Here is a 26,104-nt window from a genome sequence, read left to right as displayed (position 1 = left end):
ATGGCCGAGCGGGCACGCTTGGATCATGAACAAACTCCAGTACACCTCAAGCGAATCACTCGGCCAGCTCGCCACGGAAGGCGTGGTGACCGTCAAGCGGCTCAAGGCCGCCGGCGTCTCGAACAGCCGGATCACGGTCCGGTGCAGGCCAGGCGGGCCATGGCGGCGCCTGCTGCCGGGCGTCGTACTGCTCACCAACGGCGAACCCACCCGAAGACAGCGGCTGCGGGCGCTGATGGCGAGATTCGGCCCGGACTGCGTGATCACCGGCGTCGACGCGCTCCGCGCGCACGGCGCCGACCTGGCGGAACCGCTCAGCACCCAGCTGCTGGTGAAGCCGAACAGGCGGGCGCTGCCGGACGAGCTGACGGTCATGCAGCGCACCACCCACCTGCCGGAGCCGGTGCTCGTGGACGGGCTGCCGTACGCGCCGATCACCCGCGCGATCGTCGACGCCACCCGCCGCGAGCACGAGCAGGAGCCGATCAACCGGCTGGTCAGCCAGTGTCTCTACTGGGGACTTTGCACGGTCGACGAACTACTGGCCGAGCTCGAAACGGGTAACCAGCGCGGCACCTCCGGCATCAGGGCGGCGCTGCGGAACCTCGACCTGTCCGCCGGCACCTACCTCAGCGGGCTGGCCAAACGCCTGCTCCGCGCGGCCCCGCTGCCGTCGGCGAGCTGGGACGTGACGATCTGCGACACGCGCGGCAAGCCGATCGCGCTCGCCGACGCCTGGTGGGACCGGGTCGGGCTCGCGTGGATGGTGACGCCCGGCGCTCCGGGTGTCCGGCCGGACGGTCACCTCGCGCACCTGAACCTGCTCGCGGCGGGCGTCACGGTCGTCCGGTCCACCTACGAGCAGGTGACCGAGAGCCCGGAGACCGTCGTCAGGGAACTCGTGCGCGCGTTCACCACCGCGTCGGCCCGCGATCGCCCGAAAGTGCAGGGCCTCCGGCGCCTGCGCGTCGACGACGCGGCTTGACAACCAGCGGCGCGTCGTCCATCCATGAACGCGTGTCGTCCGTCTGTGCACGGTTGTCGTCCATCCGCGCACGGCCCCGGCGGACGTTCACCAATACTCGGAAGGGAGTTTTCCTTCGATATCGCGGACGTGGTCACGTGCGCAGTCGGGACAGAGCCAGCGCAGCACCCCGGAGTCGCGATCGGCGACCCAGGCCAAGGCCCGCAGCGGATCCTCGGTGGCGGTTTTCCTTGCCCCGCACCGAGAACACGTGACCACGTCGGCGTCGCTCACGGCATGCGGCCAAAGTGGACGGTCCGCGCGGCGAGCAGGGAAAGGTCGTCGCGGGAGCCGAGATAGTGCGGGCTCTCCGGGTCCAGCAATTGCTCGAGCGCGGCGTTGTCGGAAGCACTCAGGCGTTCCTGCGCGCCATGCGCCAGCCAGGTGATCGCGTCGATGGCGGCCGCGCGCACGGCTTCGCCGCCGGGTGCCGGGTGGTGGTAGAGCACGCCGAACGAGCTGACGTCGGCCAGTCCCGCCTTGCCGAGCGCGGTCTCCCAGCCGTAAGGCATGCGGACGCTGCCTTCCATGCCGCCGCGCATCTCCCAGAACCAGATCTCCTTGGCGGCGAGCAGCCGTCGTTCGAGGCCGGGTTCGCCGACTCCGAGATCCGCCGGGAGGTGCTGGGTCGGCAGGCCGCCTTCGGCGAGCGCGAGCGTGCCGCCCGAGCGCAGCGCGGTGACCAGCCGGTTGATCCCGGCCTGCTGATCGGGCAGATGGTGCACGACCGCGGACGCCCAGACCAGATCGGCCTCGGGCACCAGGTGGCGCAGATCCTGTCCGCCGAGGTCGGCGTGCACGGCCTTGACCCGCACGGACTCGCCGCCCGCGCGCGTCGCGACGGACTCTGCCTCGGCGAGCAGTGCCTCGGTGCCGTCGACGACCACGAGCGTGCCGCCGCCGTTCGCCGCCAGCGCGGCGGCGAGGCTCGCGCTCATCCCGCCGGATCCGCAACCGACGTCGACCAAGGTCGGCGCGGGCCGCAACCCCGCGGTCAGCCTGGCCGCCACCCCCGCGTGCGTGTCCGCGTCCAATCGATCGGCCCTGCGCATCAGCGGGAGCCGGGACGTCCAGTCGACATCGTCATGTGTTTTCGCAGCCATGGGATTCATTGAACCGCAGGCCGCGAAAACCGCCATTTCGTTTTGCCGAAACGGCAAAACCGCGCCCGACGCGTCCCGATCACGGGCATGGCAATGGCCCCGGAGAGACTCGCACCCTCCGGGGCCTTGCCGTTCAGCTTGTTGTCAGCCCAGTGCTTTCAGCTCAGTGCTGGTGACGGTGAGCGCGGTCGCTCGCCCACTGGGCGAGCTTGCTCCACCGGCGAGCCGCGCGCGCGGATCGGATACTCCCTCGTACCCGTGCCTCACGGAAGCTCTCTTCCAGCTCTTGTATTCGGGCTTTGGCCAGTTCTTCGTGCAGTAACATCTCGCTGGTCTCCTCGACCTTGATCTCGTTCAATTCACTCGGCACGACGCTTTCGGGCGCGCGCAGCAGTTCGTAATCCCTGGTGGTAATGGGCATGGCGGTCATGCGGCCGCGCTCCGTGCGGTCTGCGCGGTACCGGTCTGCGCGTCGCCACCGGCGACGACCGGGGTCTTGCGCGGACGGCCACGGGGACGCTTCCGAGCGACGACAACGCCGCGCTCGAAGATCTCGCCACCCCAGACGCCCCACGGCTCACGCCGGGCGACCGCACCAGCGAGGCAAGCCGCGCGGACCGGGCAGTCACCGCAGAAGCCCTTGGCGCGCTCCAGCTCGGACGGGGCCTCGGCGAACCAGAGGTCGGCGTCGCCGGAACGGCAGGGGAGGGTGTACTCGGGCGAGTCGAAGGCGTCGAACAAGTCGCCGACCCCCGCCTCGGTGAAGACGTCGGGCAGTGCGCCCGGCGCGAAAACGGCAGTGGACATGGTTGAGCTCCTTTGTGAGTGGGTGTCAGTCGAAGTGACGGTGTTCTGACTCTTGGTCGAGCCGGTCATAGGTAAAGCCCCCATAGCTGGTACAGCACAAAAAACACGAAGGCCGCGGATCCGATGATCGGTTCCGCGGCCTTCGTGAGCCTTGTCCTGACTTGCGTCAGGTACGTCGCCCCGGTGGTGACGGAACGCGGAACTGCTTGATCGTCGGCAGATCAACGGTGTTCAAGACATAGGTGTGGCGCGAAACCGGAGCGCTGACGGGCGCGAGCTTGATACCGGTGCCCCCAAAAGCACCCTCGCGTCCAACGGTCTCGAACCAGCGCATACCGACGCCCTGGCGCACACGCACGGCGGCCCGGATCGCTTCGACAGTCAAAGCGGAAGCGGCGCAGGACAGAGCGATGCCAGGGTTTGTGATGGCTTTGGTGTTCGTCATCGCACTGACACCTCCTCAAATCTCCCGCGCCTGCCGCGTTGGCGGCCTGCGACTCTCGCACCCGGGCGGTTCACCCGTGTAACAGCAGGTTATTGCCACCGAGCACACGACGGCAACTTATTTTCCAGAAAATCTCAGAACTCACGAAGATCACCGCTGAGCAGCGGGTTCGCCGCGTGAAAGTCCCCCGAGACGCGGCCCATCCTACCCGGCCGAGCGGACGACTTCGAGCACTTCGGCACCGAAGCGTTCGAGCTTCGACGCGCCGATGCCGGAGATCGACACCAGCGCGCTGTCGTCGGCCGGCCGCTGCTCGGCGATCGCCACCAAGGTCGCGTCGGTGAACACCACGAACGCGGGCACCTTGAGATCGCGCGAACGCTCGGCCCGCCAGGCCCGCAGCCGCTCGAGCAGCGCTTCGTCCACATTGGACGGGCACTTGCCGCAGCGGCTGAGCTTGATCTCCATCGTCTCCATCAGCGGCCCGCCGCACACCCGGCACCGAGCCTTGGCCGGAGCCGGCTTGCCGGTGCCCTGCTGCTGCGAGCGCGCGACCCGCGCCGCCGGGTGATCCTCCGGGATCAGCCCATAGAGGAACCGGCTGCGGCGGCGGTTGCGCCGCCCGCCGGGCGTGCGCGAAAGCGCCCAGGTCAGCGAAAGGTGCTCGCGGGCACGCGTGACACCCACATAGAACAGCCGCCGCTCTTCCTCGATGGCGGCGTCGTCACCGTCGGCGTGCTGGATCGGCACGGTGCCCTCGGCGAGCCCGACCAGGAACACCGCGTCCCATTCGAGTCCCTTGGCCGCGTGCAGCGACGCGAGCGTGACGCCTTCGACCGTCGGCGGGTGCTGCGCCGCGGCGCGCTGGTCGAGGTCGGCGACGTAGCGCGGCAGATCCGCGTCCTCGACGCTCGCCGCGAGTTCCTCGGCGAGCTCGACGAGCGCGAGCAGCGCGTCCCAGCGCTCCTTCGCCGCCCCGCCGCTCGGCGGCTGCTCGGTCAGCCCGATCGGCTCGAGCACCGCGCGGACGATGGTCACCAGATCGCCGTCCGGCTCCCGGCCGACGGCCGACCGCAGCGCGATCACCGCCTGCCGTACCTCCTTGCGCGCGAAGAACCGCTCGCCACCGCGCACGAGATACGGGATTTCGGCCGCGCTCAGCGCCTGCTCGTATCCCTCGGACTGGGCGTTCACCCGGTACAGCACGGCGATCTCGCTCGCGGAGACGCCGGCGTCGAGCAGATCACGGATCCGGCCCGCGACGGCGGCGGCTTCGGTCGCCTCGTCGTCGTATTCGGCGAAGCGCGGCTCGGGGCCGGGCGGGCGCTGACCGATCAGCTTCAGCCGTGAGCCGGCGGGCCGCCCGCGCGACGCGCCGATGACCTGGTTGGCGAGCGTGACGACCTGCGGCGTCGACCGGTAGTCCCGTTCCAGGCGCACGACGGTCGCCGACGGGAACCGCCGCGTGAACTCGAGCAGCGGACGCGGCGAGGCGCCGTTGTAGGAGTAGATGGTCTGGTTGGCGTCGCCGACGACGGTCAGGTCGTCGCGCTCGCCCAGCCAGGCGTCGAGCAGCCGCTGCTGCAGCGGCGTGACGTCCTGGTACTCGTCGACGATGAAGCAGCGGTACCGGTCGCGGAACTCGTCGGCGACCGCGCCGTGCTCTTCCAGCGCGGCCGTGGTGTGCAGCAGCAGGTCGTCGAAGTCGAGCACCTGCGCGGAGTTCTTGATCTCCTCGTAGTGCCGGTAGACGTCCGCGACCTGCAGTACCGGCGCCGGGGTGTCGCGCTGGGTGCGCGCGGCGATCGCCGGATAGTCGTCAGGGGTGACGAGGCTGGCCTTCGCCCACTCGATCTCCCCCGCGAGGTCGCGCAGCACCTCGGTTTCGGTGCTGAGCCTGGCACGGTTGGCCGCCTGGCTCACGTACCGGAACTTGTTGTCGAGCAGGTCCCATCGGCGCCCGCCGACCACCCTCGGCCAGAAGTACCGCAGCTGGCGCAGCGCGGCGGCGTGGAACGTCAGCGCCTGCGCCGACTCGACGCCCAGCGTCCGCAGCCGCGCGCGCATCTCACCGGCGGCCCGCGCGGTGTAGGTCACCGCGAGCACCTGACCGGCGGCGACGTGCCCGGAGCCGACGAGATAGGCGATGCGGTGCGTGATCGTGCGCGTCTTGCCGGTGCCAGCGCCGGCGAGCACGCAGACCGGCCCGCGTGGCGCGCTGGCCGCCGCGCGCTGCTCGGGATCGAGGCCGTCCAGCAGTCCCGGACGGCGCAGCAGGGAAGATGACGCGCCGCTAGCCATGCCCCCGATCCTCGCAGAAGGACCACTCGCACCGAGGTAGCCACCCCGCGCCCGATTTCCGCACCGCGCCACACGGGTGCCGGGTGAACGGCCGACGCGACGCCGTATCCTGGAATGATGGCGGGAAAGCAGGATAAAGAAGCGGTCAAGCTGGCCAAGAAGGAGAAGCGCGCGGCGAGCAAGGCTCGGCGCGGGCAGATCTTCGAGGCGTTCAAGATGCAGCGCAAGGAAGACAAGGCGCTCATCCCCTGGATGCTCGGCTCCGTCCTGGTCATCGCCGGCGTGGCCTTCGGCATCGGCCTGATCTTCGACATCCAGTGGGCGCTGCTCCCGGTCGGCATCATGCTCGGCCTGCTCGCGGCCGTGATCATCTTCGGCCGCCGTGTCCAGAAGACGGTCTACTCGAAGGCCGACGGCCAGCCGGGCGCCGCGGCGTGGGCGCTCGAAAACCTGCGCGGCCGCTGGAAGGTCACCCCCACCGTCGCCGCCACCACCCAGCTCGACGCGGTCCACCGCGCGCTCGGCGGCCCCGGCGTCGTCCTCGTCGCCGAAGGCGCCCCGCACCGCGTGAAGGCCCTGCTCGCGCAGGAGAAGAAGCGCGTCGCCCGCCTCGTCGGCGATACCCCGATCTACGACATCATCATCGGCTCCGAAGAGGGCCAGGTGCCGCTGCGCAAGCTCCAGAACTACCTGATGAAGCTGCCCCGCAACCTCAAGCCCGCCCAGGTCGACGCGCTCGAGGCCAAGCTCGCCGCGCTCGGCAACCGCGGCGCGGCCATGCCGAAGGGCCCCATGCCCGCCGGCGCCAAGATGCGCAACGTCCAGCGCACCATCCGCCGCCGCTGACCCCAGCCTTCACGAAAGCCCCGCCCGGAGCCCCAAGCTTCGGGCGGGGCTTTCGCCATTTCAAGCCCTCTCGCGTCCCGACTCCCCAGGTACGCGTTCCGACTCCCCAGGTACGCGTCCCGACCGCTCAGGTACGCGTGGTGTCCGTCCGCGTACGCGCGGCAAGCCTGTGGCGGAGGTCTCAGCGCATCCGGACGACCACGGTGCCCGTCACCCGATCGGCCCAGCTGCGCCCGTCGATGTTCCGAATGGCCGCTGGAAGGATCAAGAAGGACAGCACCGCGCGCACCACCGCGCGCCACACGCCGACCATCGAAGCCCCGTCGAGCCGCGCCACCCGGATACCCAGCACGGCCATCCCGGGGGTGAAGCCGAAGAACGACACGGGCACGGCCGACAGCACCGCCCACACGACACCGGCCCACAGGTTGTACGACTGCATCGCCGCGGGGTTCTGCAGCTCGATCGGCATGAACAACGAGGTCACGAGCCCCGCGATCACCAGGTCGATCAGGAAGCCGACCAGTCTCGCACCGCCGCTCCCGACCGAGCCGACGCCTTTTTCGGGCAGGCCGAAACTCTGCCCTCGCCACCGCTGCTCACGCTCCGGATCCGTTCCGATACCGTCGCCGGATCCTGGCAGCCACTCACCGGTCCATCTCGCCACCCATCCAGGGTATGCCGGTGGCGCGGAGGGCATTCGCGCTGGTCGACTACCCGGTGGCCTCCCACCCGTTAACACCGGCGAAACATACGGGTGACGGTCGGGCAACACCGCGCGCTTAGCGTGCGCCGAAGAGAGTACTGCCGCCGGCAACGAAGAAGAAGGAGTCACCGAGGGTGCCCACTACTCCAGACGATATTCAGCGCCTCATCGCCGACGAAAAGGTCGAGGTCGTCGATGTCAGGTTCTGCGACCTGCCCGGCGTGATGCAGCACTTCACGGTCCCCGCGAGTGCCTTCACCGAAGAGGCGGCCGAAGAAGGTCTCGCGTTCGACGGTTCCTCGGTGCGCGGCTTCCAGTCGATCCACGAGTCGGACATGCTGCTGCTGCCCGACGCGTCGACCGCCCGGATCGACCCGTTCCGCAAGGCGAAGACGCTGTCGGTCAACTTCTTCGTGCACGACCCGTTCACCCGTGAGGCGTACAGCCGCGACCCGCGCAACATCGCGCGCAAGGCCGAGCAGTACATCTCCGAGTACGGCGTCGCGGACAACGTGTACTTCGGCCCGGAGGCCGAGTTCTACATCTTCGACTCGATCCGCTTCGACTCGGCCGAGCACGCCTCGTTCCACGAGATCGACTCCGTCGAGGGCTGGTGGAACTCGGGCGCCGACGAGGTCGGCGGCAACCAGGGTTACAAGACGAAGTTCAAGGGCGGCTACTTCCCCGTCCCGCCGGTCGACCACTTCGCCGACCTGCGTGACGACATCGTCCGCAACCTGCAGGGCTCCGGTTTCGAGATCGAGCGCGCGCACCACGAGGTGGGCACCGCCGGTCAGACCGAGATCAACTACAAGTTCGACACGCTGCTCGCCGCGGCCGACGACTTGATGCTGTTCAAGTACATCGTCAAGAACACCGTCTTCGCCGCGGGCAAGACCGCGACCTTCATGCCGAAGCCGCTCGCGGGCGACAACGGCTCGGGCATGCACTGCCACCAGTCGCTGTGGAAGGACGGCGTGCCGCTGTTCCACGACGAGTCCGGGTACGCCGGCCTGTCGGACACCGCGCGCCACTACATCGGCGGCCTGCTCAAGCACGCCCCGAGCCTGCTCGCGTTCACCAACCCGACCGTCAACTCGTACCACCGGCTCGTGCCGGGCTTCGAGGCGCCGGTCAGCCTGGTGTACTCGCAGCGCAACCGCTCGGCCTGTGTCCGTATCCCCATCACGGGCAACAACCCGAAGGCCAAGCGCGCCGAGTTCCGCTGCCCGGACTCCTCGGGCAACCCGTACCTCGCGTTCTCGGCGATGATGATGGCCGGTCTCGACGGCATCAAGAACAAGATCGAGCCGCCGGACCCCATCGACAAGGACCTCTACGAGCTCCCGCCGGAGGAGGCCAAGAACGTCAAGCTCGTTCCGGGCGACCTCGGCACGGTGCTCGACACGCTCGAGGCGGACCACGACTACCTGCTCGAGGGTGGCGTCTTCACCCCCGACGTGATCGAGACGTGGATCTCGTACAAGCGTGAGAACGAGATCGACCCGCTGCGCCTGCGCCCGCACCCGTACGAGTTCGCGCTCTACTACGACGTGTAAGCACGCACCGGTACTCGGGGCCGTGGTCGGGGGAACACCCCGGCCGCGGCCCCGTTTTCGTCTTCCCCCCGCACCCGCGTCGCCCGATAACGTGGTCGGCATGCACAAGATGGTCGTCCTGTACCCCGCACCGCTCGACCCCGAGCACTTCCGCGAGTACTACCTGAACACTCACCTCCCGCTGGCCACGAAGATGCCGGGGATCCTGGACTGGCGCTACAGCTTCGACGTCAGCGCCGGCCGCGGCGAGTCGCCGTACTTCGCGATCTTCGAGGCGGACTTCCCCGACAAGGCCGCGTTCGTCGCCGCCGTCACCTCGCCGGAGGGCGTCGCGGCCATCGCCGACGTGCCGAACTACGCGACCGGCGGCAGCATCGCGCTCAACTATCCGGTGACCACGCGTCCCGAGTGATCATTCCGAAGTGGACAGCAGCGCCACGTCGACACCGGCGGCGGCGAGCCTGCCTCGTGGATCCTCGACCAGCTTCCGGCGGTCGAGGTCCATCAGGCCGAGCGTGCAGGTGATCTCCGCGCAGAGCGTGCCGTCGACCTTGTGGATGTTCGAGTCCATGCGGAATGTCTTGCCGCTGCCGAACTTCGTGTCGCAGCTGATGTCGACGACGTCGCCCGCGCGCAGCTCCTTGCGGAAGCTGATGTGCGACTCCAGCAGCACTGCGGCGAGTTTCGCCTCCCGCATGCCGCCCTTGAGCGCGCCGGCGAGCTCCATCAGTTCGAGCCGGGAGATCTCGCCGTACGAGTGGTAGACGGCATGATTCAAGTGGCCGAGGGTGTCCAGCTCGTAGTGGCGGACTTTCACCCTGGTCCGAAAGACTTCGCGCTCGCTCACGTTCTCACTCTAGGCGTATGCATTCTGTATGCACCTGTATACATGGCAGGCCGAACGTGCTAACACTAGAGCCGGTCCTTCGGCTCCTCCTCCCCCCTCGGGAGCCGGAGGACCGTCTCAGTTCTCGTAGAAGAGCCTGCCGACCACCGCATGCGCACGCCGCGTCGTCCGCCGGTAGTAGTCGAGGAACTCGCCCGGATCGTCGTCGGCCGAGTAGCCGAGGATGCGCGCGACGGCGGCCAGCTCACGTCCCGAACTCGGCACCTGGTCGACGGCCTTGCCGCGTACGAGCATCCCGGCGTTGCGCACATGGGTGGCGAGCAGCCAGGCCTCACGCAGCGACTCGGTGTCCGACTCGTCGGCGAGCCCGGCCGCGGTCATCGCCGTCAACGCGTCGAGCGTCGACGTCGTGCGCAACCCCGGCACCGCGTGCGCGTGCTGAAGCTGCGTCAGCTGGACCGTCCATTCGACATCGGCGAGCCCGCCGCGGCCGAGTTTCGTGTGCCTGGTCGGATCGGCGCCCTTCGGCATGCGCTCGGTTTCGACGCGCACCTTGATCCGGCGCACCTCGCGCGCCTTCGCGGCGTCGAGCCCGCCTTCGGGATAGCGGATCGGATCGATCATGGCGAGGAACCGCTCGCCCAGATCATCGGTGCCCGCGATGTACCGGGCACGGAGCAGCGCCTGCGCTTCCCAGACCTCGCCCCACCGCTCGTAATACGCGCGGTACGAGTCCAAAGTGCGCACGAGTGGCCCGTTTCGCCCCTCCGGCCGCAAATCCGCGTCGACCACGAGCGGCGGATCGGGACTCGGCGCACCCAGCATCTTGCGAACGGTCTCCACGACCGACGACGCGAAGCGCACGGCCTCGGAGTCCGAGAAGCCTTCAGCCGCCTCACAAACGAAAAGCACGTCCGCGTCGGATCCATACCCGAGTTCAGCGCCACCGAGCCTGCCCATGCCGATCACCGCGATCGTCGCGGGCGTGGCGCCGATTTCGGCCTGGCGCTTGCGATACGCGGCGGCCAGCGTGCTCTGTAACACCGAAACCCACACGGTCGACAGCGCGTCGCACACCGCCGGAACCTCGAGCATCCCCAGCAGATCCGCGCTCGCGACGCGCAGCATTTCGTGCCGCCGCAGTGAACGCGCGGTCGCGACGGCCGAGTTGAGTCCCGGCTGGCGCCGCACGGCCGCGCGCAGCGAAGTCGCCACCTCCTGCGGCGTCCGGCCGGACAGCCGCGCCGGATCGCCGAGCAGCTGCAGCACTTCCGGCGCGCGCACGAGCAGATCCGGCACCAGCTTCGACGTGCCGAGCAGGAACGCGAGCCGCTCGACGACCGCGCCTTCGTCGCGCAGAACCCTTAGGTACCAAGGAGTCTCTTCGAGAGCCTCGGACACCTTGCGATACGAGAGCAGACCGCCGTCCGGGTCCGAAGTGTCCGCGAACAGTGCCAAAAGCACCGGCAGCAACGCCTGCTGGATCGCCGCACGCCGCGAAACCCCCGCCGTGAGCGCCTTGATGTGCTGGAGCGCACCGTCCGGCGCGGTGTATCCGAGTGCGGCCAACCGGCTCTCGGCCTGTTTGGTCGTCAAGCGCAGTTCTTCGGTCGGCACGTTCGCGACCGACTGCAGCAGCGGGCGGTAGAACAGCTTCTCGTGCAGCCTGCGGATGCGCTGCAGATGCCTGCGGAACTCGGCGAGCAGCACCTCGCCCGCGTCCTTGCCGCGCGCGGGAGCGATACCCGTCGCCCTGGCGAGAATCCGCAGCTCGGTCCGGTCGGAGCTCTCGGGGAACAAGTGCGTACGCCGCAACCGCCGCAGCTGCAGCCGGTGCTCGATCGTCCGCAGGAACTCGTACGACGCTTCGAGTTCCGCGGCATCCGACCGGCCGACGTAACCGCCGTCGCCCAGCGCCGCCAATGCGTCCAAAGTGGACGCCGAATGCAACTCGGGGTCCACTCTGCCGTGCACGAGCTGGAGCAGCTGAACGGCGAACTCGACATCCCGCAGACCGCCGCGCCCCAGTTTCAGCTCGCGCTCGGCGTGTTCGGTCGGCACATGACCTTCGACCCGGCGCCGCATCTGCTGCACCTCGGGCACGAAGTTCTCCCGGTCGGCCGCCGCCCACACCATCGGCGCGACCAGGTCGACGTACCGCTGCCCCAGCTCGGCGTCGCCCGCCACCGCCCGCGCCTTGAGCAGCGCCTGGAACTCCCAGGTCTTGGCCCACTTCTTGTAGTAGGCGTCGTGCCCGTCGAGCGTCCGCACGAGCGCGCCCGCCTTGCCCTCCGGGCGCAGCGCCGCGTCGACCTCGAAACAGGCATTGCCCGCGACACGCATCATCGTGCTCGCCAGCCGCGTCGCGACCTGCAGATCGCCGTCGCCGACGAAGATCACGTCCACATCGCTGACGTAGTTGAGCTCGCGGCCGCCGCACTTGCCCATCGCGATCACGGCCAGCTTGGCCTCGTCGGCCCGGCGGACCTCCTGCTCGGCCACCGCCATCCCGGCCTTGACCGCGGCCTCGGCGGCGACACTGAGCTTGGCGGCGATCTCCGCGTACGACGGATGCGCGAGCCCCGGCTCGACCAGGTGCCCGAGGTCGGCGGCCGCGATCTCCAGCAGCAATCCGCGATAGCCGACGCGCAACGCCAGCTCGGCTTCCGCGCGCACGAGCACGGTCCCGTCGCCCGCGTCGAGCGCGGCCAGCAGCTTGCCCGCGTAGTCCTCGGAGCGCGTCGGCTTCTCGGGTGTCAGCCGCTTCCACTCGGCGGGGTGACTCGCGAGATAGTCGGCCAGCGCGCCGGACGTCCCCAGCACCGCGACGAGCCTGCCCCGGAACGTGCGATGCGCGCGCAGCGCTTCGGCGAGTTCGGCCCACCCGGCCTCGTCGGCTTCCCTGATCCGGTCGAGCCCGCGCAATGCGAGGTCCGGATCGGCCGCCCGCGCGAGTGCGGTGAGCACGTCGACGGCGCCTTCGACCGGCCCGGACTCACCCCACCAGCCGGCAGCCCGTAGCTGCCCTTCGGCCCGCTCGTCGGTGAAGCCGTATCTCGCCGCGGAGGCGGTCAGTCGCGCACGATCTGCCACGCGCCCCACCGTAGTCGGTAAGGCCCGCTTCTCGCGTCAGGCGGCGAGCTGCTCACGCTCAGGGGTGGGGTCGGGCACGGCGAAATCCTTGACGTTGACCGGCTTACGACGCGAAAGGGCGTAAATCGAAATCCCGAACACGATCCCGGCACCGCCGACCGCGAGCGTCCCCGCGGTGCCCCACGACGCCACCTTGCCCGCGACCGCGCCGACGATGGCCGCGGCGGGCAGGGTGAACAGCCACGCCAAGACCATCCGGCCCGCGGTCTTCCAGCGCACCGGCGCCTCGTTGCGGCCGACACCCGAGCCGACGATCCCGCCAGAGCAGACATGCGTCGTCGACAGCGGGAAACCCAGCTTCGACGAGATCAGGATGACCGCGGCCGAGCTGGTCTGCGCGGCGAAGCCCTGCGGGCCCTCGATGTCGGTCAGCCCCTTGCCCAGCGTGAACGTGATCCGCCAGCCACCGAGGTAGGTGCCCAGCGCGAGCGCGAGTGCCGCGGCCAGCACCACCCAGCCCGGCGGCGCCGAGCCAGGCGCGAGACTGCCGGCGCTGATCAGCGCGAGCGTGATCACGCCCATCGTCTTCTGCGCGTCGTTCGTCCCATGCGCGAAAGACACGAGCGACGCCGAGATGATCTGCCCGGCCCGGAACCCGGTTCCGCCTCGCCGTCCCCGCACGAACTTGTAGACGAGCCAGGTCACCAGCATCGCCGCCACGCCGGCGATCACCGGCGAGAGCGCGGCGGGCAGCAGCACCTTCTGGACGATCTTTCCGAAGTGGACGGCGTCCCCGCCGACGGCGGCCCAGGTCGCCCCGATCAGCCCGCCGAACAACGCGTGCGACGAACTCGACGGCAACCCCACGAACCACGTGAACAGGTTCCACACGATCGCGCCGATCAGCCCGCCGAACACGATCGCCGGGCCGATCCTGGTCTCGTCGACCAGTCCGCTCGAGATCGTCTTCGCGACCTCGACCGAGATCAGCGCACCCGCCAGGTTCAGCACCGCCGAAAGCGCGACCGCGACTCTGGGCCGCAGCGCGCCGGTCGCGATCGACGTCGCCATCGCGTTCGCCGTGTCGTGGAAGCCGTTGGTGAAGTCGAAAACCAGCGCCGTGATGATCACGACGGCGACGAGCAGCGAGGGGTCCACCCCGACCTCCGAACCCTGTGGGAATCCTTCCGCAAGGTACCGGAACGGGAGTACTAAACGTTAAGACGCCGTACTGTTTTGTGACACACGTCGTTACGCCAGCGGTAACATCCGGCTTTGATCTTGCGCGGGTTCCAGCTCACCATCCGCCAAGCGGACGAACCTCTCCGCGAAAGGCCGCCAGGTTTCCGCGATGTCCTCGTGCAACCGAGTGAGCGCCTCGGTTTCGAAAACACCCGGACGGGCGTACGCGGCCATGTCAGGTTCGGCGTCCGCCCAAGCCTTGAGCACGGCTGGCGTGGTCTCGATATGGAACTGGATGCCGTATACGCGCCGATTCAGCCGGAATGCCTGATGCTGGTATCGAGGAGCCGAGCCGAGCAATTCCGCACCCGGCGGCAGCTGCTCGATCACGTCGCTGTGGAACTGCACGACGTCCTGCACTATCGGCAGATCGGCGAACAACGGATCCATCCACGCGACATCTTTTTTGGCGACCAGCCCAGGCCCGACCTCAGGTCCTTCGGCCCCCTTCACCACCCGCCCACCCGTGGCCACGGTCAGCAGCTGCGCCCCGAGACAGATCCCCAACGTCGGCATCGAAGCCCCGGCCGCGGCCGCCAGCAGCCGCCGCACATCCGCGAGCCACGGATACTTCTCGTCATCCTGCGCGCCCATGCCCCCACCGAGGCAGACGACACCGTCATAGCTCTCAAGGCTTTCCGGGATCTCATGCCGAGGCGGCAGTCGCACGTCGAGCTCGGCGCCTGCTTCACGCAGCCACGTACCGAGCGGCCCGGCGGGATCGGACAGGTCCGGCTGGATGATCAGCAGCTTCGGGGTACTCACCCAGCCCACGATACGGACCTCAACACCCGCAAACAGGCCCCGCCACCGCGAACGGCGTCGACTCCGTCGGATATCCCGCCTCACCCCAAGCCTTGATACCCCCGGCAAGCCGTTTGACGCTGAACCCGAGCTCGGCGAGCCTAAGAGCCCCCTTGGTGGCTGCATTGCATTGGAAGCTCTCGCAGTAGCACACGTAAACGAGCGAACGGTCCAGCTCGGCGGTGCTCTCCGCGGTCGTCTCGCGATACGGCAGGTTGATCGCCCCAGGTATCCGCTTGGCGTGGAACGCTTCCGGCACCCTCGTCTCAACCACGACGTAACCCTCTTGCCTACCCGCGATCAAGTCACGGTGCAGGTCGTCCGGATCAACCTCGAAAGCGAGTTCGGCGGAGTACTTGGCCACGGACGCTTCCGGACTCGGAGCCGGTTGAGCGAGCACTCTGGATGCGAAGGTCATGACACAATCCTGCCGCCGGCCATGGTCGGTCAGACATGACTTTTCCCAGCTCTAGGCGGGCTTCGACCGCGAATTCCCAGGCAGATCGCCGCCGAGGACAGGAGTTTCAAAGGTGGACCTCGACGACATCGACTGGCAGCTCCTGGACCTACTCCAGTCCGACGGCCGCCTCACCTTCAGCGAACTCGGCCGCCGAGTGTCTTTGTCCGCCCCGGCCGTGACCGAGCGCGTCCGCCGCCTGGAGGACCGCGGCATCATCACCGGCTACGCGGCCTCGGTCGACACCGGCAAACTCGGCCTGCCCATAGAGGCGATCGTCCGAGCCCGGGTCCGCAGCCTCGACACTCCTCGCTTCCGCTCGACCATCCTCCCTCTCAAGGAGGTCGTCAGCGCCGACCACATCACCGGCGACGAATGCTGGCTCCTCCGCGTCGCCTGCGCCACGACCGCGGACCTCGAGTCCTTCATCGAGCGCGCCCAACGCTACGGCGAAACCACGACCTCCCTGATCTTCTCCTCCCCCGTCCGCCAACGCCCCATAACCCGCCCCTGACCACCGACCCCCGCCCGCAGTAAACACTCGTGCGGGATCGGCAAAGACGCGTACGCGAGCAGCAAACACCCGCTCCGAGGTGGTGGGCCGAGGTACCCAGAGAGTCGGCACCCGTACCCAACGAGTCGGCTCGCGTACCCGGAGGGTCGGCTCGCGTACCCGGAGGGTCGGCTCGCGTACCCGGAGGGTCGGGACGCGTGCCTGGGGAGTCGGGACTCGTGCCTGGATGGACGGCACGCGTGCACAGCCGGACGGCACGCGTTCATGGACGGACGACACGAGGTGTCCGGGCGTGGGACTGGGCGTGCCGACGCCCCGGGTACGTGTCCCGACTCTCTGGGTACGTGTGCCGACCCCTTAGGTACGCGCGGCGACTCTCCAGGCACGCGTCCCGACTCTCCAGGTCTCGCGACGCGCCGCCTGCGGAGTGTCGTCCATCCATGGACATGTGTCGTCCGTTCATGGACGCGTGTCGTCCGTCTGGGTACCCGCGGCCGCGGGGGTGCCGGCGGGTTTTGGGTATGAAAAAGGGCCCGGCCCCGGGAGAACCTTGGGGGTTCTCGACCGGGGCCGGGCTTATGTTGAGTTCGGCGGCGTCCTACTCTCCCACAACCCTTCGGTTGCAGTACCATCGGCGCTACCAGGCTTAGCTTCCGGGTTCGGAATGGGACCGGGCGTTTCCCTGGCGCTATAACCACCGAAACACTACGAAACAACACACCGTCACGAGCCGATCTAGCTGGCCCGGGTGTGGGGTTTCAGAGCTGTAGAGTGGATGCGAAGCATTTTTGTGGGCAAGCCCTCGGCCTATTAGTACCAGTCAACTCGATAACACATTACTGTGCGTCCATTTCTGGCCTATCAACCCAATGGTCTGTTGGGGGCCTTAACCCCTCAAAGGGGGTGGGATACCTCATCTTGGAACAGGCTTCCCGCTTAGATGCCTTCAGCGGTTATCCCTTCCGAACGTGGCCAACCAGCCATGCCACTGGCGTGACAACTGGCACACCAGAGGTTCGTCCGTCCCGGTCCTCTCGTACTAGGGACAGCCTTCCTCAAGTATCCTACGCGCGCGGCGGATAGGGACCGAACTGTCTCACGACGTTCTAAACCCAGCTCGCGTGCCGCTTTAATGGGCGAACAGCCCAACCCTTGGGACCTACTCCGGCCCCAGGATGCGACGAGCCGACATCGAGGTGCCAAACCATGCCGTCGATATGGACTCTTGGGCAAGATCAGCCTGTTATCCCCGGGGTACCTTTTATCCGTTGAGCGACACCCCTTCCACCAGGTGGTGCCGGATCACTAGTCCCGACTTTCGTCCCTGCTCGACATGTCTGTCTCACAGTCAAGCTCCCTTGTGCACTTGCACTCAACACCTGATTGCCAACCAGGCTGAGGGAACCTTTGGGCGCCTCCGTTACTCTTTGGGAGGCAACCGCCCCAGTTAAACTACCCATCAGGCACTGTCCCTGAACCAGATCATGGTCCGAGGTTGAGATTCCCAATTCGACCAGAGTGGTATTTCAACAACGACTCCACAACCACTAGCGTGATCGCTTCACAGTCTCCCACCTATCCTACACAAGCCGAACCGAAAACCAATACCAAACTATAGTAAAGGTCCCGGGGTCTTTCCGTCCTGCCGCGCGTAACGAGCATCTTTACTCGTAGTGCAATTTCGCCGGGCCTGTGGTTGAGACAGCCGGAAAGTCGTTACGCCATTCGTGCAGGTCGGAACTTACCCGACAAGGAATTTCGCTACCTTAGGATGGTTATAGTTACCACCGCCGTTTACTGGCGCTTAAATTCTCAGCTTCACCCCCAAAGGGAGTTAACCGGTCCTCTTAACGTTCCAGCACCGGGCAGGCGTCAGTCCATATACATCGTCTTGCGACTTCGCATGGACCTGTGTTTTTAGTAAACAGTCGCTTTCCGCTGGTCTCTGGCCACCCACCCCTAGCCTGTAAAAGGCTTCAAGGTGTTTGGCCCCCCTTCTCCCGAAGTTACGGGGGCATTTTGCCGAGTTCCTTAACCACAGTTCACCCGATCGCCTTAGTATTCTCTACCTGACCACCTGTGTTGGTTTGGGGTACGGGCCGTGCATGCACTCGCTAGAGGCTTTTCTCGGCAGCATAGGATCACTCTACTTCACCTCAATCGGCTACGCATCACGTCTCAGCCTCATGGAACACGGATTTGCCTATGTTCCGGCCTACACGCTTACACCAGTACTACCATTCACTGGCGGAGCTACCTTCCTGCGTCACCCCATCACTTGACTACTACGGAATCAGATCCCACGCTCCACAACAAACATTCACCCGAAGGCTTCAGCTTGCGCTTTGGGTGGTTAGTATCAACCGCCTCATCAGGGACGCACATGCTCGGGTACGGGAATATCAACCCGTTGTCCATCGACTACGCCTGTCGGCCTCGCCTTAGGTCCCGACTTACCCTGGGCGGATTAGCCTGGCCCAGGAACCCTTGGTCATCCGGCGGCAGAGTTTCTCACTCTGCATTCGCTACTCATGCCTGCATTCTCACTCCCACACCCTCCACGACTGGCTTCCGCCGCCGCTTCCCTGGATGCAGGACGCTCCCCTACCCATCCACACCACTAGACAACCACCCGAAGATGGAAGCCGATGTATTGTATGAATGACACAGCTTCGGCGGTGTGCTTAAGCCCCGCTACATTGTCGGCGCAGGACCACTTGACCAGTGAGCTATTACGCACTCTTTCAAGGGTGGCTGCTTCTAAGCCAACCTCCTGGTTGTCTGGGCAATCCCACATCCTTTCCCACTGAGCACACACTTAGGGGCCTTAGCTGGTGTTCTGGGCTGTTTCCCTCTCGACGACGAAGCTTATCCCCCGCCGTCTCACTGCCACACTCTCACACCACGGTATTCGGAGTTTGGTTGATTTCGGTAACCCGGTAAGGCCCCTAGACCATCCAGTAGCTCTACCCCCGTGGAGAAACATGTGACGCTGCACCTAAATGCATTTCGGGGAGAACCAGCTATCACGGAGTTTGATTGGCCTTTCACCCCTACCCACAGCTCATCCCCTCAGTTTTCAACCTAAGTGGGTTCGGGCCTCCACGACGTCTTACCGTCGCTTCACCCTGGCCATGGGTAGATCACTCCGCTTCGGGTCTAGACCACGCGACTAAAATCGCCCTATTCAGACTCGCTTTCGCTACGGCTACCCCACACGGGTTAACCTCGCCACGCAGCACTAACTCGCAGGCTCATTCTTCAAAAGGCACGCCATCACCCGAAGGCTCTGACGGCTTGTAGGCACACGGTTTCAGGTACTCTTTCACTCCCCTCCCGGGGTACTTTTCATCTTTCCCTCACGGTACTAGTCCGCTATCGGTCTTCAGGAAGTATTTAGGCTTACCGGGTGGTCCCGGCAGATTCACAGCAAATTCCACGAGCTCGCTGCTACTCGGGAACACCACCAAGAAACACAATCACAGTTTTCGCGTACGGGACTCTCACCCACTCCGGTCTGCTTTCCCAAACAGTTCCACTAACTGCAACGTGCCTCCGAAGACTTGTCAGAATCTTCAAGGCGGGTCCCACAACACCGCACACACAACGCCTGACAGCTTGACATGTGCACGGTTTAGCCTCATCCGCTTTCGCTCGCCACTACTCACGGAATCACGGTTGTTTTCTCTTCCTACGGGTACTGAGATGTTTCACTTCCCCGCGTTCCCTCCACACACCCTATATATTCAGATGCGGGTAACACCACATAACTGGTGCTGGGTTTCCCCATTCGGAAATCCTCGGATCTCAGCTCGGTTGACAGCTCCCCGAGGCATATCGCAGCCTCCCACGTCCTTCATCGGCTCCTGAAGCCTAGACATCCACCATGTGCCCTTAAAAACTTGACCACAAAGATGCTCGCATCCACTCTACAGTTCTCAAACACCACACCAGAAACAACACCAGCGTGCTGCCTCAGGACCCAACAGCGTGCCAGCGAACATGAAACCCACCCGAATCCGACCACCCGCGTTCCACGCGAAGCAAGCTCCGCAGTACTAACCGGCGGCATCATCACCGCGAGCACACATAAACCAGTAGTTCCACAATTCCTTGAGCAACCGGAGCAGAAGAACGTGTGTCTTCTAAACTCTGGCCACTCCCAGGCGCTTAAACCCGGGATGTGTTGTGCTCCTTAGAAAGGAGGTGATCCAGCCGCACCTTCCGGTACGGCTACCTTGTTACGACTTCGTCCCAATCGCCAGTCCCACCTTCGACCACTCCCCCCCTTGCGGGTTGGGCCATGGGCTTCGGGTGTTACCGACTTTCATGACGTGACGGGCGGTGTGTACAAGGCCCGGGAACGTATTCACCGCAGCGTTGCTGATCTGCGATTACTAGCGACTCCGACTTCACGCAGTCGAGTTGCAGACTGCGATCCGAACTGAGACCGGCTTTAAGGGATTCGCTCCACCTCGCGGTATCGCAGCCCTCTGTACCAGCCATTGTAGCATGTGTGAAGCCCTGGACATAAGGGGCATGATGACTTGACGTCATCCCCACCTTCCTCCGAGTTGACCCCGGCAGTCTCCCACGAGTCCCCGCCATAACGCGCTGGCAACGTAGGATAAGGGTTGCGCTCGTTGCGGGACTTAACCCAACATCTCACGACACGAGCTGACGACAGCCATGCACCACCTGTGAACAGACCACAAGGGGGCACCCATCTCTGGATGTTTCCTGTCCATGTCAAGCCCAGGTAAGGTTCTTCGCGTTGCATCGAATTAATCCACATGCTCCGCCGCTTGTGCGGGCCCCCGTCAATTCCTTTGAGTTTTAGCCTTGCGGCCGTACTCCCCAGGCGGGGTGCTTAATGCGTTAGCTACGGCACGGACAACGTGGAATGTCGCCCACACCTAGCACCCACCGTTTACAGCGTGGACTACCAGGGTATCTAATCCTGTTCGCTCCCCACGCTTTCGCTCCTCAGCGTCAGTATCGGCCCAGAGTCCCGCCTTCGCCACCGGTGTTCCTCCTGATATCTGCGCATTTCACCGCTACACCAGGAATTCCAGACTCCCCTACCGAACTCAAGTCTGCCCGTATCGATTGCACGCTGAAGGTTAAGCCTCCAGTTTTCACAACCGACGCGACAAACCGCCTACGAGCTCTTTACGCCCAATAATTCCGGACAACGCTCGCACCCTACGTATTACCGCGGCTGCTGGCACGTAGTTAGCCGGTGCTTCTTATCCAGGTACCGTCACTTACGCTTCGTCCCTGGCGAAAGAGGTTTACAACCCGAAGGCCGTCATCCCTCACGCGGCGTCGCTGCATCAGGCTTGCGCCCATTGTGCAATATTCCCCACTGCTGCCTCCCGTAGGAGTCTGGGCCGTGTCTCAGTCCCAGTGTGGCCGGTCACCCTCTCAGGCCGGCTACCCGTCGTCGCCTTGGTAGGCCATTACCCCACCAACAAGCTGATAGGCCGCGGGCTCATCCTGTACCGCCGGAGCTTTCCACCACACACCATGCGATGCGCAGTCATATCCGGTATTAGACCTCGTTTCCAAGGCTTATCCCAAAGTACAGGGCAGATTGCCCACGTGTTACTCACCCGTTCGCCACTAATCCACCCGAAGGCTTCATCGTTCGACTTGCATGTGTTAAGCACGCCGCCAGCGTTCGTCCTGAGCCAGGATCAAACTCTCCAACAATGAATAGTTTAATCGAGGCAAAATACTTGCTCTCAAAGGAACCTCAAACGAGGTTCAATAAATAAGCTCTACTGGCTTAGTTCACTAGCACACTGTTGAGTTCTCAAGCAACACACTGAATTGCTTCAAGCGATATTCATCTAAACTTTGGTCGAGCCATGCCCGTACCTACTATGTTAGTAGGGAGTGGGCGGCCGCTCGTGGGCCGACGCTGAACGTTACCCGGTCCGATTCGCGGTGTCAAATCTCCGCTCGGCCCTGGCGCCTCCGGTCCTGCTCGGGGCTTGCGGCCCCGCCGGCCCGGTGTTCCTGGCGACTTGGAGAACTTTACATGCCTCGAAACCCCCGAAAACAGGGGGGTCACTTAACGCCATCGCCGCAGGTCAGACCGTAGGCGTCAAGTCATCCGATGGTGGGAAGGTAGTTCGGGGCCCGCCGGGCGTTCGCCGCGCGTTCATAAGCGGCACCCAGTGAGAGCACTCGAGCGTCCGCCCACCGCCCCGCCATGAACGAGATCCCGACCGGAAGCGGACCGACGAATCCGGCGGGCACGGTCACCGCCGGGTAGCCCGCGACCGCCGCGGGCGTGGACGACGGGATCACGTCGTTGTCACCCGTGGCGCAATCGGTCTTCCACGCGGGCGGATTGGTCGGGGCGGCGATGGCGTCGAGCCGGTACTTCGCGACGACCTCGTCGATCGAGCGTTTCGCGAGGTCGGTGAGCTCGGCGCGCTGCGCGCGGTAGGCGGGATCGTCCGGACCGGGCGCGGCGAGTGCCTGCTCGAACAGCTCCTGCCCGGCGAAACAGGTCTGTTCCAGCGGGTCGGACCGGTTGTAGGCGATCAGCGCGGCAAGGTCGCGCGGCACATCGGGGCGCCCGGCGAGGTACTTGTCGATGTCCCGGTGGAACTCCGTCAGCAGCGCGGGAAACTCCAGCTCGGCGAGGCGTGCCTGGTACGGCAGGTCGACCTCGACGACGGTCGCTCCCCTGCGCTTCAGCACCTCGGCCGCCTGCGACATGACCGCGTCGACATCCGGGCCGAGCACAGGCAGCCGCCACAGGCCGATGCGTGCTCCGCGTAACGCGTCCGGCCTCAGAAGTGCGGCGTAATCACGCGGTTGGGTGACCGGGTATCGCCAGGTCGCGGGGTCGGCGTGATCCCGGCCTTGTAGTGCGGAAAGAGTGATCGCGACGTCCACGACCGACCTCGCCATCGGGCCTGCGGTGTCCTGTTCCGCGGAGATGGGCACCACGCCCGTGCGGCTGACCAAGCCCAGGCTCGGTTTGTGGCCGACCGTGCCGGTCATGCCCGCCGGGCACACGACCGAGCCGTCGGTCTCGCTGCCGATCGCCACCTGGGCGAGCGACGCGGCGACGGCCGCGGCGGACCCGGCCGACGAACCGCACGGGTTCCGGTCGAGCACATACGGGTTGTGCGTCTGCCCGCCGACACCCGACCAGCCCGAAGTCGGCTTCGCGGCGCGGAAGTTGGCCCATTCGGACAGGTTGGCCTTGCCGAGGATGACCGCGCCGGCCGCTCGCAGGCGCTTGACCAGCACCGCGTCGGCGGTCGGCTTGGCCCGCAGCGCGCGCGAACCCGCGGTCGTGTCCATCGATCGGGTGTCGATGTTGTCCTTGAGCAGGACCGGAATGCCGTCGAGCGGGCCGCGCAGCCGTCCGGTGCGCCGCCTCGCGTCGCTCTCGGCCGCTTCGGCGCGGACGGCGGGGTTCACCACGAGGATCGAACGGACCTTGGGGTCGATCGCGTGGATGCGATCGACATAAGCCGACGTCAGGCGGACGGAATCGAGCTTGCCGCGGGCCATTCGGGCCTGCAGGTCCGGGATCGTCGCCGAGTCGAGGTCGAAGCCGAGGCCACTCGCCGAAGCGGGCGCCATGCTCACGAACGAAAGAAGGGCGACGAGCAGTGCGACTTTTCGCAATTCCCGTCGCCCTCCTTTGTCAGAGAACCGGTAGCAGTGTGCGCAACTCGTAAGGAGTCACGGCGCTGCGATAGTTGTCCCACTCAACCCGCTTGTTGCGCAAGAAGAAGTCATAGACATGTTCGCCGAGCGCCTCGGGCAGCAGCTCCGACTTCTCCATCTCCGACAGCGCCTCGCCCAGGTTCTGCGGTAGCTGGGAGTAACCGGCGGCGCGGCGCTCGGCGTCCGACAACTGCCAGATGTTGTCCTCGGCAGGCGGCGGGAGCTCGTAGCCCTTTTCGATGCCCTTGAGCCCGGCCGCGAGGATCACCGAGTACGCGAGGTACGGGTTGCACGCCGAATCCAGCGTGCGGATCTCCACCCGGCGCGAGGACGCCTTGCCTGGCGAATACATCGGCACGCGGACGAGCGCGGAGCGGTTCGAGCGGCCCCACGACACGGTCGTCGGTGCCTCACCACCGCTGATCAGGCGTTTGTAGGAGTTCACCCACTGGTTGGTGACCGCGGAGATCTCTTTGGCGTGGGTCAGCAGACCGGCTACGAAGGCCTTGCCCGTTTCGGAAAGCTCGTAAGGATCCTCAGCGTCGTAGAACGCGTTGCGATCGCCTTCGAACAGGCTCACGTGGGTGTGCATACCCGAGCCGGGCTGGTCGGTGAACGGCTTCGGCATGAACGTCGCGCGGACGCCTTGCGTCAGCGCGACCTCCTTGACGACGTAACGGAACGTCATCACGTTGTCGGCCATGGTCAGCGCGTCGGCGTACCGGAGGTCGATCTCCTGCTGCCCCGGCGCGCCTTCGTGGTGGCTGAACTCGACCGAGATGCCCATGGCTTCGAGCGTCTCGATCGCGTGACGCCGGAAGTGCGTCGCGGTGGCGTGGCTGGCCTGGTCGAAATAGCCGCCGTTGTCGGCGGGCTCGGGCTCGGAGCCGTCGTCGGGCAGGTTCGACAGCAGGAAGAACTCGATCTCGGGGTGGACGTAGCAGGTGAAACCGGCTTCGGCGGCCTTCGAGAGCTGGCGGCGCAGCACGTGCCGCGGGTCGGCCCAGGAGGGCGAGCCGTCGGGCATCGTGATGTCGCAGAACATGCGCGCCGAGTAGGGGCCGCCGTCGGGGGTCTCCCAAGGCAGGACCTGGAAGGTCGCCGGGTCCGGCTTGGCGACCATGTCCGACTCGGCCACCCGTGCGAAGCCTTCGATGGCGGAGCCGTCGAAGCCGATCCCTTCGGTGAAGGCGCCCTCGAGTTCAGCGGGTGCGACCGCCACTGACTTGAGGAAACCGAGCACGTCGGTGAACCAAAGACGGACAAATCGGATGTCGCGCTCTTCCAAAGTGCGCAGCACGAACTCCTGCTGGCGATCCATGGCCGCACCCTAGAGGGCACTTGTTAACGGCATGTTTCACGACACTCCGACGGCCACTGACGTGTTCGCCTTCCGAATCGAAATAGACGCCAGCGAGCCGAGAATCGCCAGGCCGGCGGCGATGTACCAGGCAACGGCGTAGTCACCGAAATGATCGCGGATGGCGCCGGCGCCGAACGCCGCGATCGCCGCGCCGAGCTGATGTGACGCGAAGACCCAGCCGAACACGATCGGGCCCGCTTCACCGAATTGGCGGACGCAGAGCGCGACCGTCGGCGGCACGGTCGCCACCCAGTCGAGGCCGTAGAAGATGATGAACGCCCAGGTGCTCATCTCGACGGAGTCGCTGAGCAGCCCCGGCAGCAGCGCCAGTGAGATGCCGCGAAGCGCGTAATAAACGCCGAGAAGGATGCGGGGATCGACGCGGTCGGTCAGCCAGCCGGACGCGATGGTGCCGAACACGTCGAAGATCCCGACCAGCGCGAGCAGCCCGGCCGCGGTCGTCTGCGGCATGCCGTGATCGTGCGCTGCCGGCACGAAGTGGGTGCTGACCAGGCCGTTGGTGGTCGCGCCGCAGATCGCGAAGCCGATGGCGAGCAACCAGAACGTGCGGGTACGGGCGGCCGAGAACAACACGGTCAACGCGCGTTTGGCCGATCCGGGCCTGCGCTCGGGCACTTCGGCAGGCTCGTCCACGCCATAGGGACCGATGCCCAGATCGGATGGGTGATCTCGGATCGCCAGCAGCACCAGCGGGACCACGGCCAGCGCGGCGATCGCGATGACCAGCGACGCGGTGCGCCAGCCTTCGCCGATCGCGAGTTTCGCGACGATCGGCAGGAAGATCAGCTGCCCGGTGGCGCCCGCGGCGGTCAGGATGCCGGTGACCGTGCCCCGGCTGCGCACGAACCAGCGCGCGGCGACGGTCGCGGCGAAGCTCATCGCCATCGAGCCGGTGCCGACGCCGACGAGCACGCCCCAGCAGAGGATCAGCTGCCAGCTGGCGGTCATGAACACCGTGCCGCCTGCGCCGATCGCGACGACGAACAACGCGGTCGCGACGACCCGGCGCATGCCGAACCGCTCCATGAGCGCGGCCGCGAACGGCGAGAACAGGCCGTAGAGCACGAGGTTGACGGAGACGGCGGACGCGATCGTCGCCCGTGACCAGCCGAATTCCTCGTGGAGCGGATCGATGAGCACGCCGGGCGCGGCGCGGAAGCCCGCGGCGGCGAGCAAGGCGAAGAACGCGGCGCCCGCGATGATCCACGCTCGGTGGACCTTGGGGCGCGAAGTGGTCAGCTGCACGGCATCGAGTTTCGTTCGGGGTGAAA

19 protein-coding genes and 3 rRNA genes are annotated in these 26,104 nt (G+C 66.0%); 5 read left to right on the top strand and 17 right to left on the bottom strand.

Annotation, left to right across the window (positions count from 1 at the left end):
- Positions 1-25 precede the first annotated feature (25 nt).
- A complete protein-coding gene (locus AB5J62_RS05160; RefSeq protein ID WP_370946955.1) occupies positions 26-985 on the top strand; it encodes a hypothetical protein in 960 nt (319 codons plus the stop codon).
- Between the two features lie 269 nt (positions 986-1,254).
- On the opposite strand, the gene AB5J62_RS05155 is transcribed toward AB5J62_RS05160, so the two are convergent.
- From AB5J62_RS05155 to AB5J62_RS05135, 5 genes are all read right to left on the bottom strand, one after another.
- A complete protein-coding gene (locus tag AB5J62_RS05155) occupies positions 1,255-2,127 on the bottom strand; it encodes a trans-aconitate 2-methyltransferase (RefSeq protein WP_370946954.1) in 873 nt (290 codons plus the stop codon).
- A gap of 163 nt (positions 2,128-2,290) precedes the next feature.
- Entirely contained in the window at positions 2,291-2,557 is a 267-nt protein-coding gene (locus tag AB5J62_RS05150; RefSeq protein WP_370946953.1) for a hypothetical protein, read from the bottom strand.
- Complete coding sequence (locus tag AB5J62_RS05145; RefSeq protein WP_370946952.1) at positions 2,554-2,934, bottom strand: WhiB family transcriptional regulator; 381 nt, start codon at positions 2,932-2,934, stop codon at positions 2,554-2,556. Before AB5J62_RS05145 ends, AB5J62_RS05150 begins: the two co-directional genes overlap by 4 nt.
- 166 nt (positions 2,935-3,100) lie before the next feature.
- Positions 3,101-3,379: a hypothetical protein gene (locus AB5J62_RS05140; RefSeq protein ID WP_370946951.1), complete on the bottom strand. Its 279-nt coding sequence runs from the start codon at positions 3,377-3,379 to the stop codon at positions 3,101-3,103.
- A gap of 204 nt (positions 3,380-3,583) precedes the next feature.
- Positions 3,584-5,680: an ATP-dependent DNA helicase UvrD2 gene (locus tag AB5J62_RS05135; protein WP_370946950.1), complete on the bottom strand. Its 2,097-nt coding sequence runs from the start codon at positions 5,678-5,680 to the stop codon at positions 3,584-3,586.
- Between the two features lie 117 nt (positions 5,681-5,797).
- Here AB5J62_RS05135 and AB5J62_RS05130 point away from each other — a divergent pair, with 117 nt between their 5' ends.
- The gene (locus AB5J62_RS05130) at positions 5,798-6,526 is read left to right on the top strand and encodes a DUF4191 domain-containing protein (RefSeq protein ID WP_370946949.1); all 729 of its coding nucleotides are present in this window, start codon (positions 5,798-5,800) and stop codon (positions 6,524-6,526) included.
- Between the two features lie 181 nt (positions 6,527-6,707).
- Here the strand turns inward: AB5J62_RS05130 and AB5J62_RS05125 are convergent, their stop codons facing one another.
- Positions 6,708-7,193, bottom strand: coding sequence for an RDD family protein (locus tag AB5J62_RS05125; protein ID WP_370946948.1), 486 nt, complete (start codon positions 7,191-7,193; stop codon positions 6,708-6,710).
- Positions 7,194-7,366: 173 nt separating this feature from the next.
- On the opposite strand from AB5J62_RS05125, the gene glnA (AB5J62_RS05120) reads away from it, so the two are divergent.
- Positions 7,367-8,791, top strand: coding sequence for a type I glutamate--ammonia ligase (gene glnA, locus AB5J62_RS05120; protein ID WP_370946947.1), 1,425 nt, complete (start codon positions 7,367-7,369; stop codon positions 8,789-8,791).
- 100 nt (positions 8,792-8,891) lie between these two features.
- Positions 8,892-9,203: an EthD family reductase gene (locus AB5J62_RS05115; protein WP_370946946.1), complete on the top strand. Its 312-nt coding sequence runs from the start codon at positions 8,892-8,894 to the stop codon at positions 9,201-9,203.
- On the opposite strand, the gene AB5J62_RS05110 is transcribed toward AB5J62_RS05115, so the two are convergent.
- The 5 genes from AB5J62_RS05110 to AB5J62_RS05090 form a co-directional block, all read right to left on the bottom strand.
- A complete protein-coding gene (locus tag AB5J62_RS05110; RefSeq protein ID WP_370946945.1) occupies positions 9,204-9,638 on the bottom strand; it encodes an acyl-CoA thioesterase in 435 nt (144 codons plus the stop codon).
- Positions 9,639-9,755: 117 nt separating this feature from the next.
- Positions 9,756-12,731, bottom strand: coding sequence for a bifunctional [glutamine synthetase] adenylyltransferase/[glutamine synthetase]-adenylyl-L-tyrosine phosphorylase (locus tag AB5J62_RS05105; protein WP_370946944.1), 2,976 nt, complete (start codon positions 12,729-12,731; stop codon positions 9,756-9,758).
- A gap of 36 nt (positions 12,732-12,767) precedes the next feature.
- A complete protein-coding gene (locus tag AB5J62_RS05100; protein WP_370946943.1) occupies positions 12,768-13,889 on the bottom strand; it encodes an anion permease in 1,122 nt (373 codons plus the stop codon).
- 93 nt (positions 13,890-13,982) lie between these two features.
- Positions 13,983-14,738, bottom strand: coding sequence for a type 1 glutamine amidotransferase (locus tag AB5J62_RS05095; protein ID WP_370946942.1), 756 nt, complete (start codon positions 14,736-14,738; stop codon positions 13,983-13,985).
- Between the two features lie 19 nt (positions 14,739-14,757).
- Positions 14,758-15,195: a rhodanese-like domain-containing protein gene (locus tag AB5J62_RS05090; protein ID WP_370946941.1), complete on the bottom strand. Its 438-nt coding sequence runs from the start codon at positions 15,193-15,195 to the stop codon at positions 14,758-14,760.
- A 112-nt stretch (positions 15,196-15,307) separates the two neighbouring features.
- On the opposite strand from AB5J62_RS05090, the gene AB5J62_RS05085 reads away from it, so the two are divergent.
- Positions 15,308-15,748, top strand: coding sequence for an Lrp/AsnC family transcriptional regulator (locus tag AB5J62_RS05085; protein ID WP_370946940.1), 441 nt, complete (start codon positions 15,308-15,310; stop codon positions 15,746-15,748).
- 585 nt (positions 15,749-16,333) lie between these two features.
- On the opposite strand, the gene rrf is transcribed toward AB5J62_RS05085, so the two are convergent.
- The 6 genes from rrf to AB5J62_RS05055 all read right to left on the bottom strand — a co-directional run bounded on the left by rrf (position 16,334) and on the right by AB5J62_RS05055 (position 26,078).
- A 5S ribosomal RNA gene (gene rrf, locus AB5J62_RS05080) occupies positions 16,334-16,450 on the bottom strand.
- A gap of 88 nt (positions 16,451-16,538) precedes the next feature.
- A 23S ribosomal RNA gene (locus AB5J62_RS05075) occupies positions 16,539-19,656 on the bottom strand.
- Between the two features lie 291 nt (positions 19,657-19,947).
- A 16S ribosomal RNA gene (locus tag AB5J62_RS05070) occupies positions 19,948-21,463 on the bottom strand.
- The 16S, 23S and 5S rRNA genes sit together here, the layout of an rRNA operon.
- A gap of 402 nt (positions 21,464-21,865) precedes the next feature.
- Positions 21,866-23,407 carry an amidase gene (locus tag AB5J62_RS05065; protein ID WP_370946939.1) on the bottom strand — a complete coding sequence of 514 codons (1,542 nt, stop codon included), beginning with the start codon at positions 23,405-23,407 and terminating at the stop codon, positions 21,866-21,868.
- A 19-nt stretch (positions 23,408-23,426) separates the two neighbouring features.
- Complete coding sequence (gene glnA, locus AB5J62_RS05060) at positions 23,427-24,770, bottom strand: type I glutamate--ammonia ligase (RefSeq protein ID WP_370946938.1); 1,344 nt, start codon at positions 24,768-24,770, stop codon at positions 23,427-23,429.
- A gap of 36 nt (positions 24,771-24,806) precedes the next feature.
- Positions 24,807-26,078, bottom strand: coding sequence for an MFS transporter (locus tag AB5J62_RS05055; RefSeq protein WP_370946937.1), 1,272 nt, complete (start codon positions 26,076-26,078; stop codon positions 24,807-24,809).
- Positions 26,079-26,104: the final 26 nt, after the last annotated feature.

The sequence above is a fragment of the Amycolatopsis sp. cg5 genome (genome assembly GCF_041346955.1).
Taxonomy (GTDB): Bacteria; Actinomycetota; Actinomycetes; order Mycobacteriales; family Pseudonocardiaceae; genus Amycolatopsis.
Note: the sequence above shows the minus strand (reverse complement) of the source record. Positions and strands in the feature narration are given on the sequence as shown.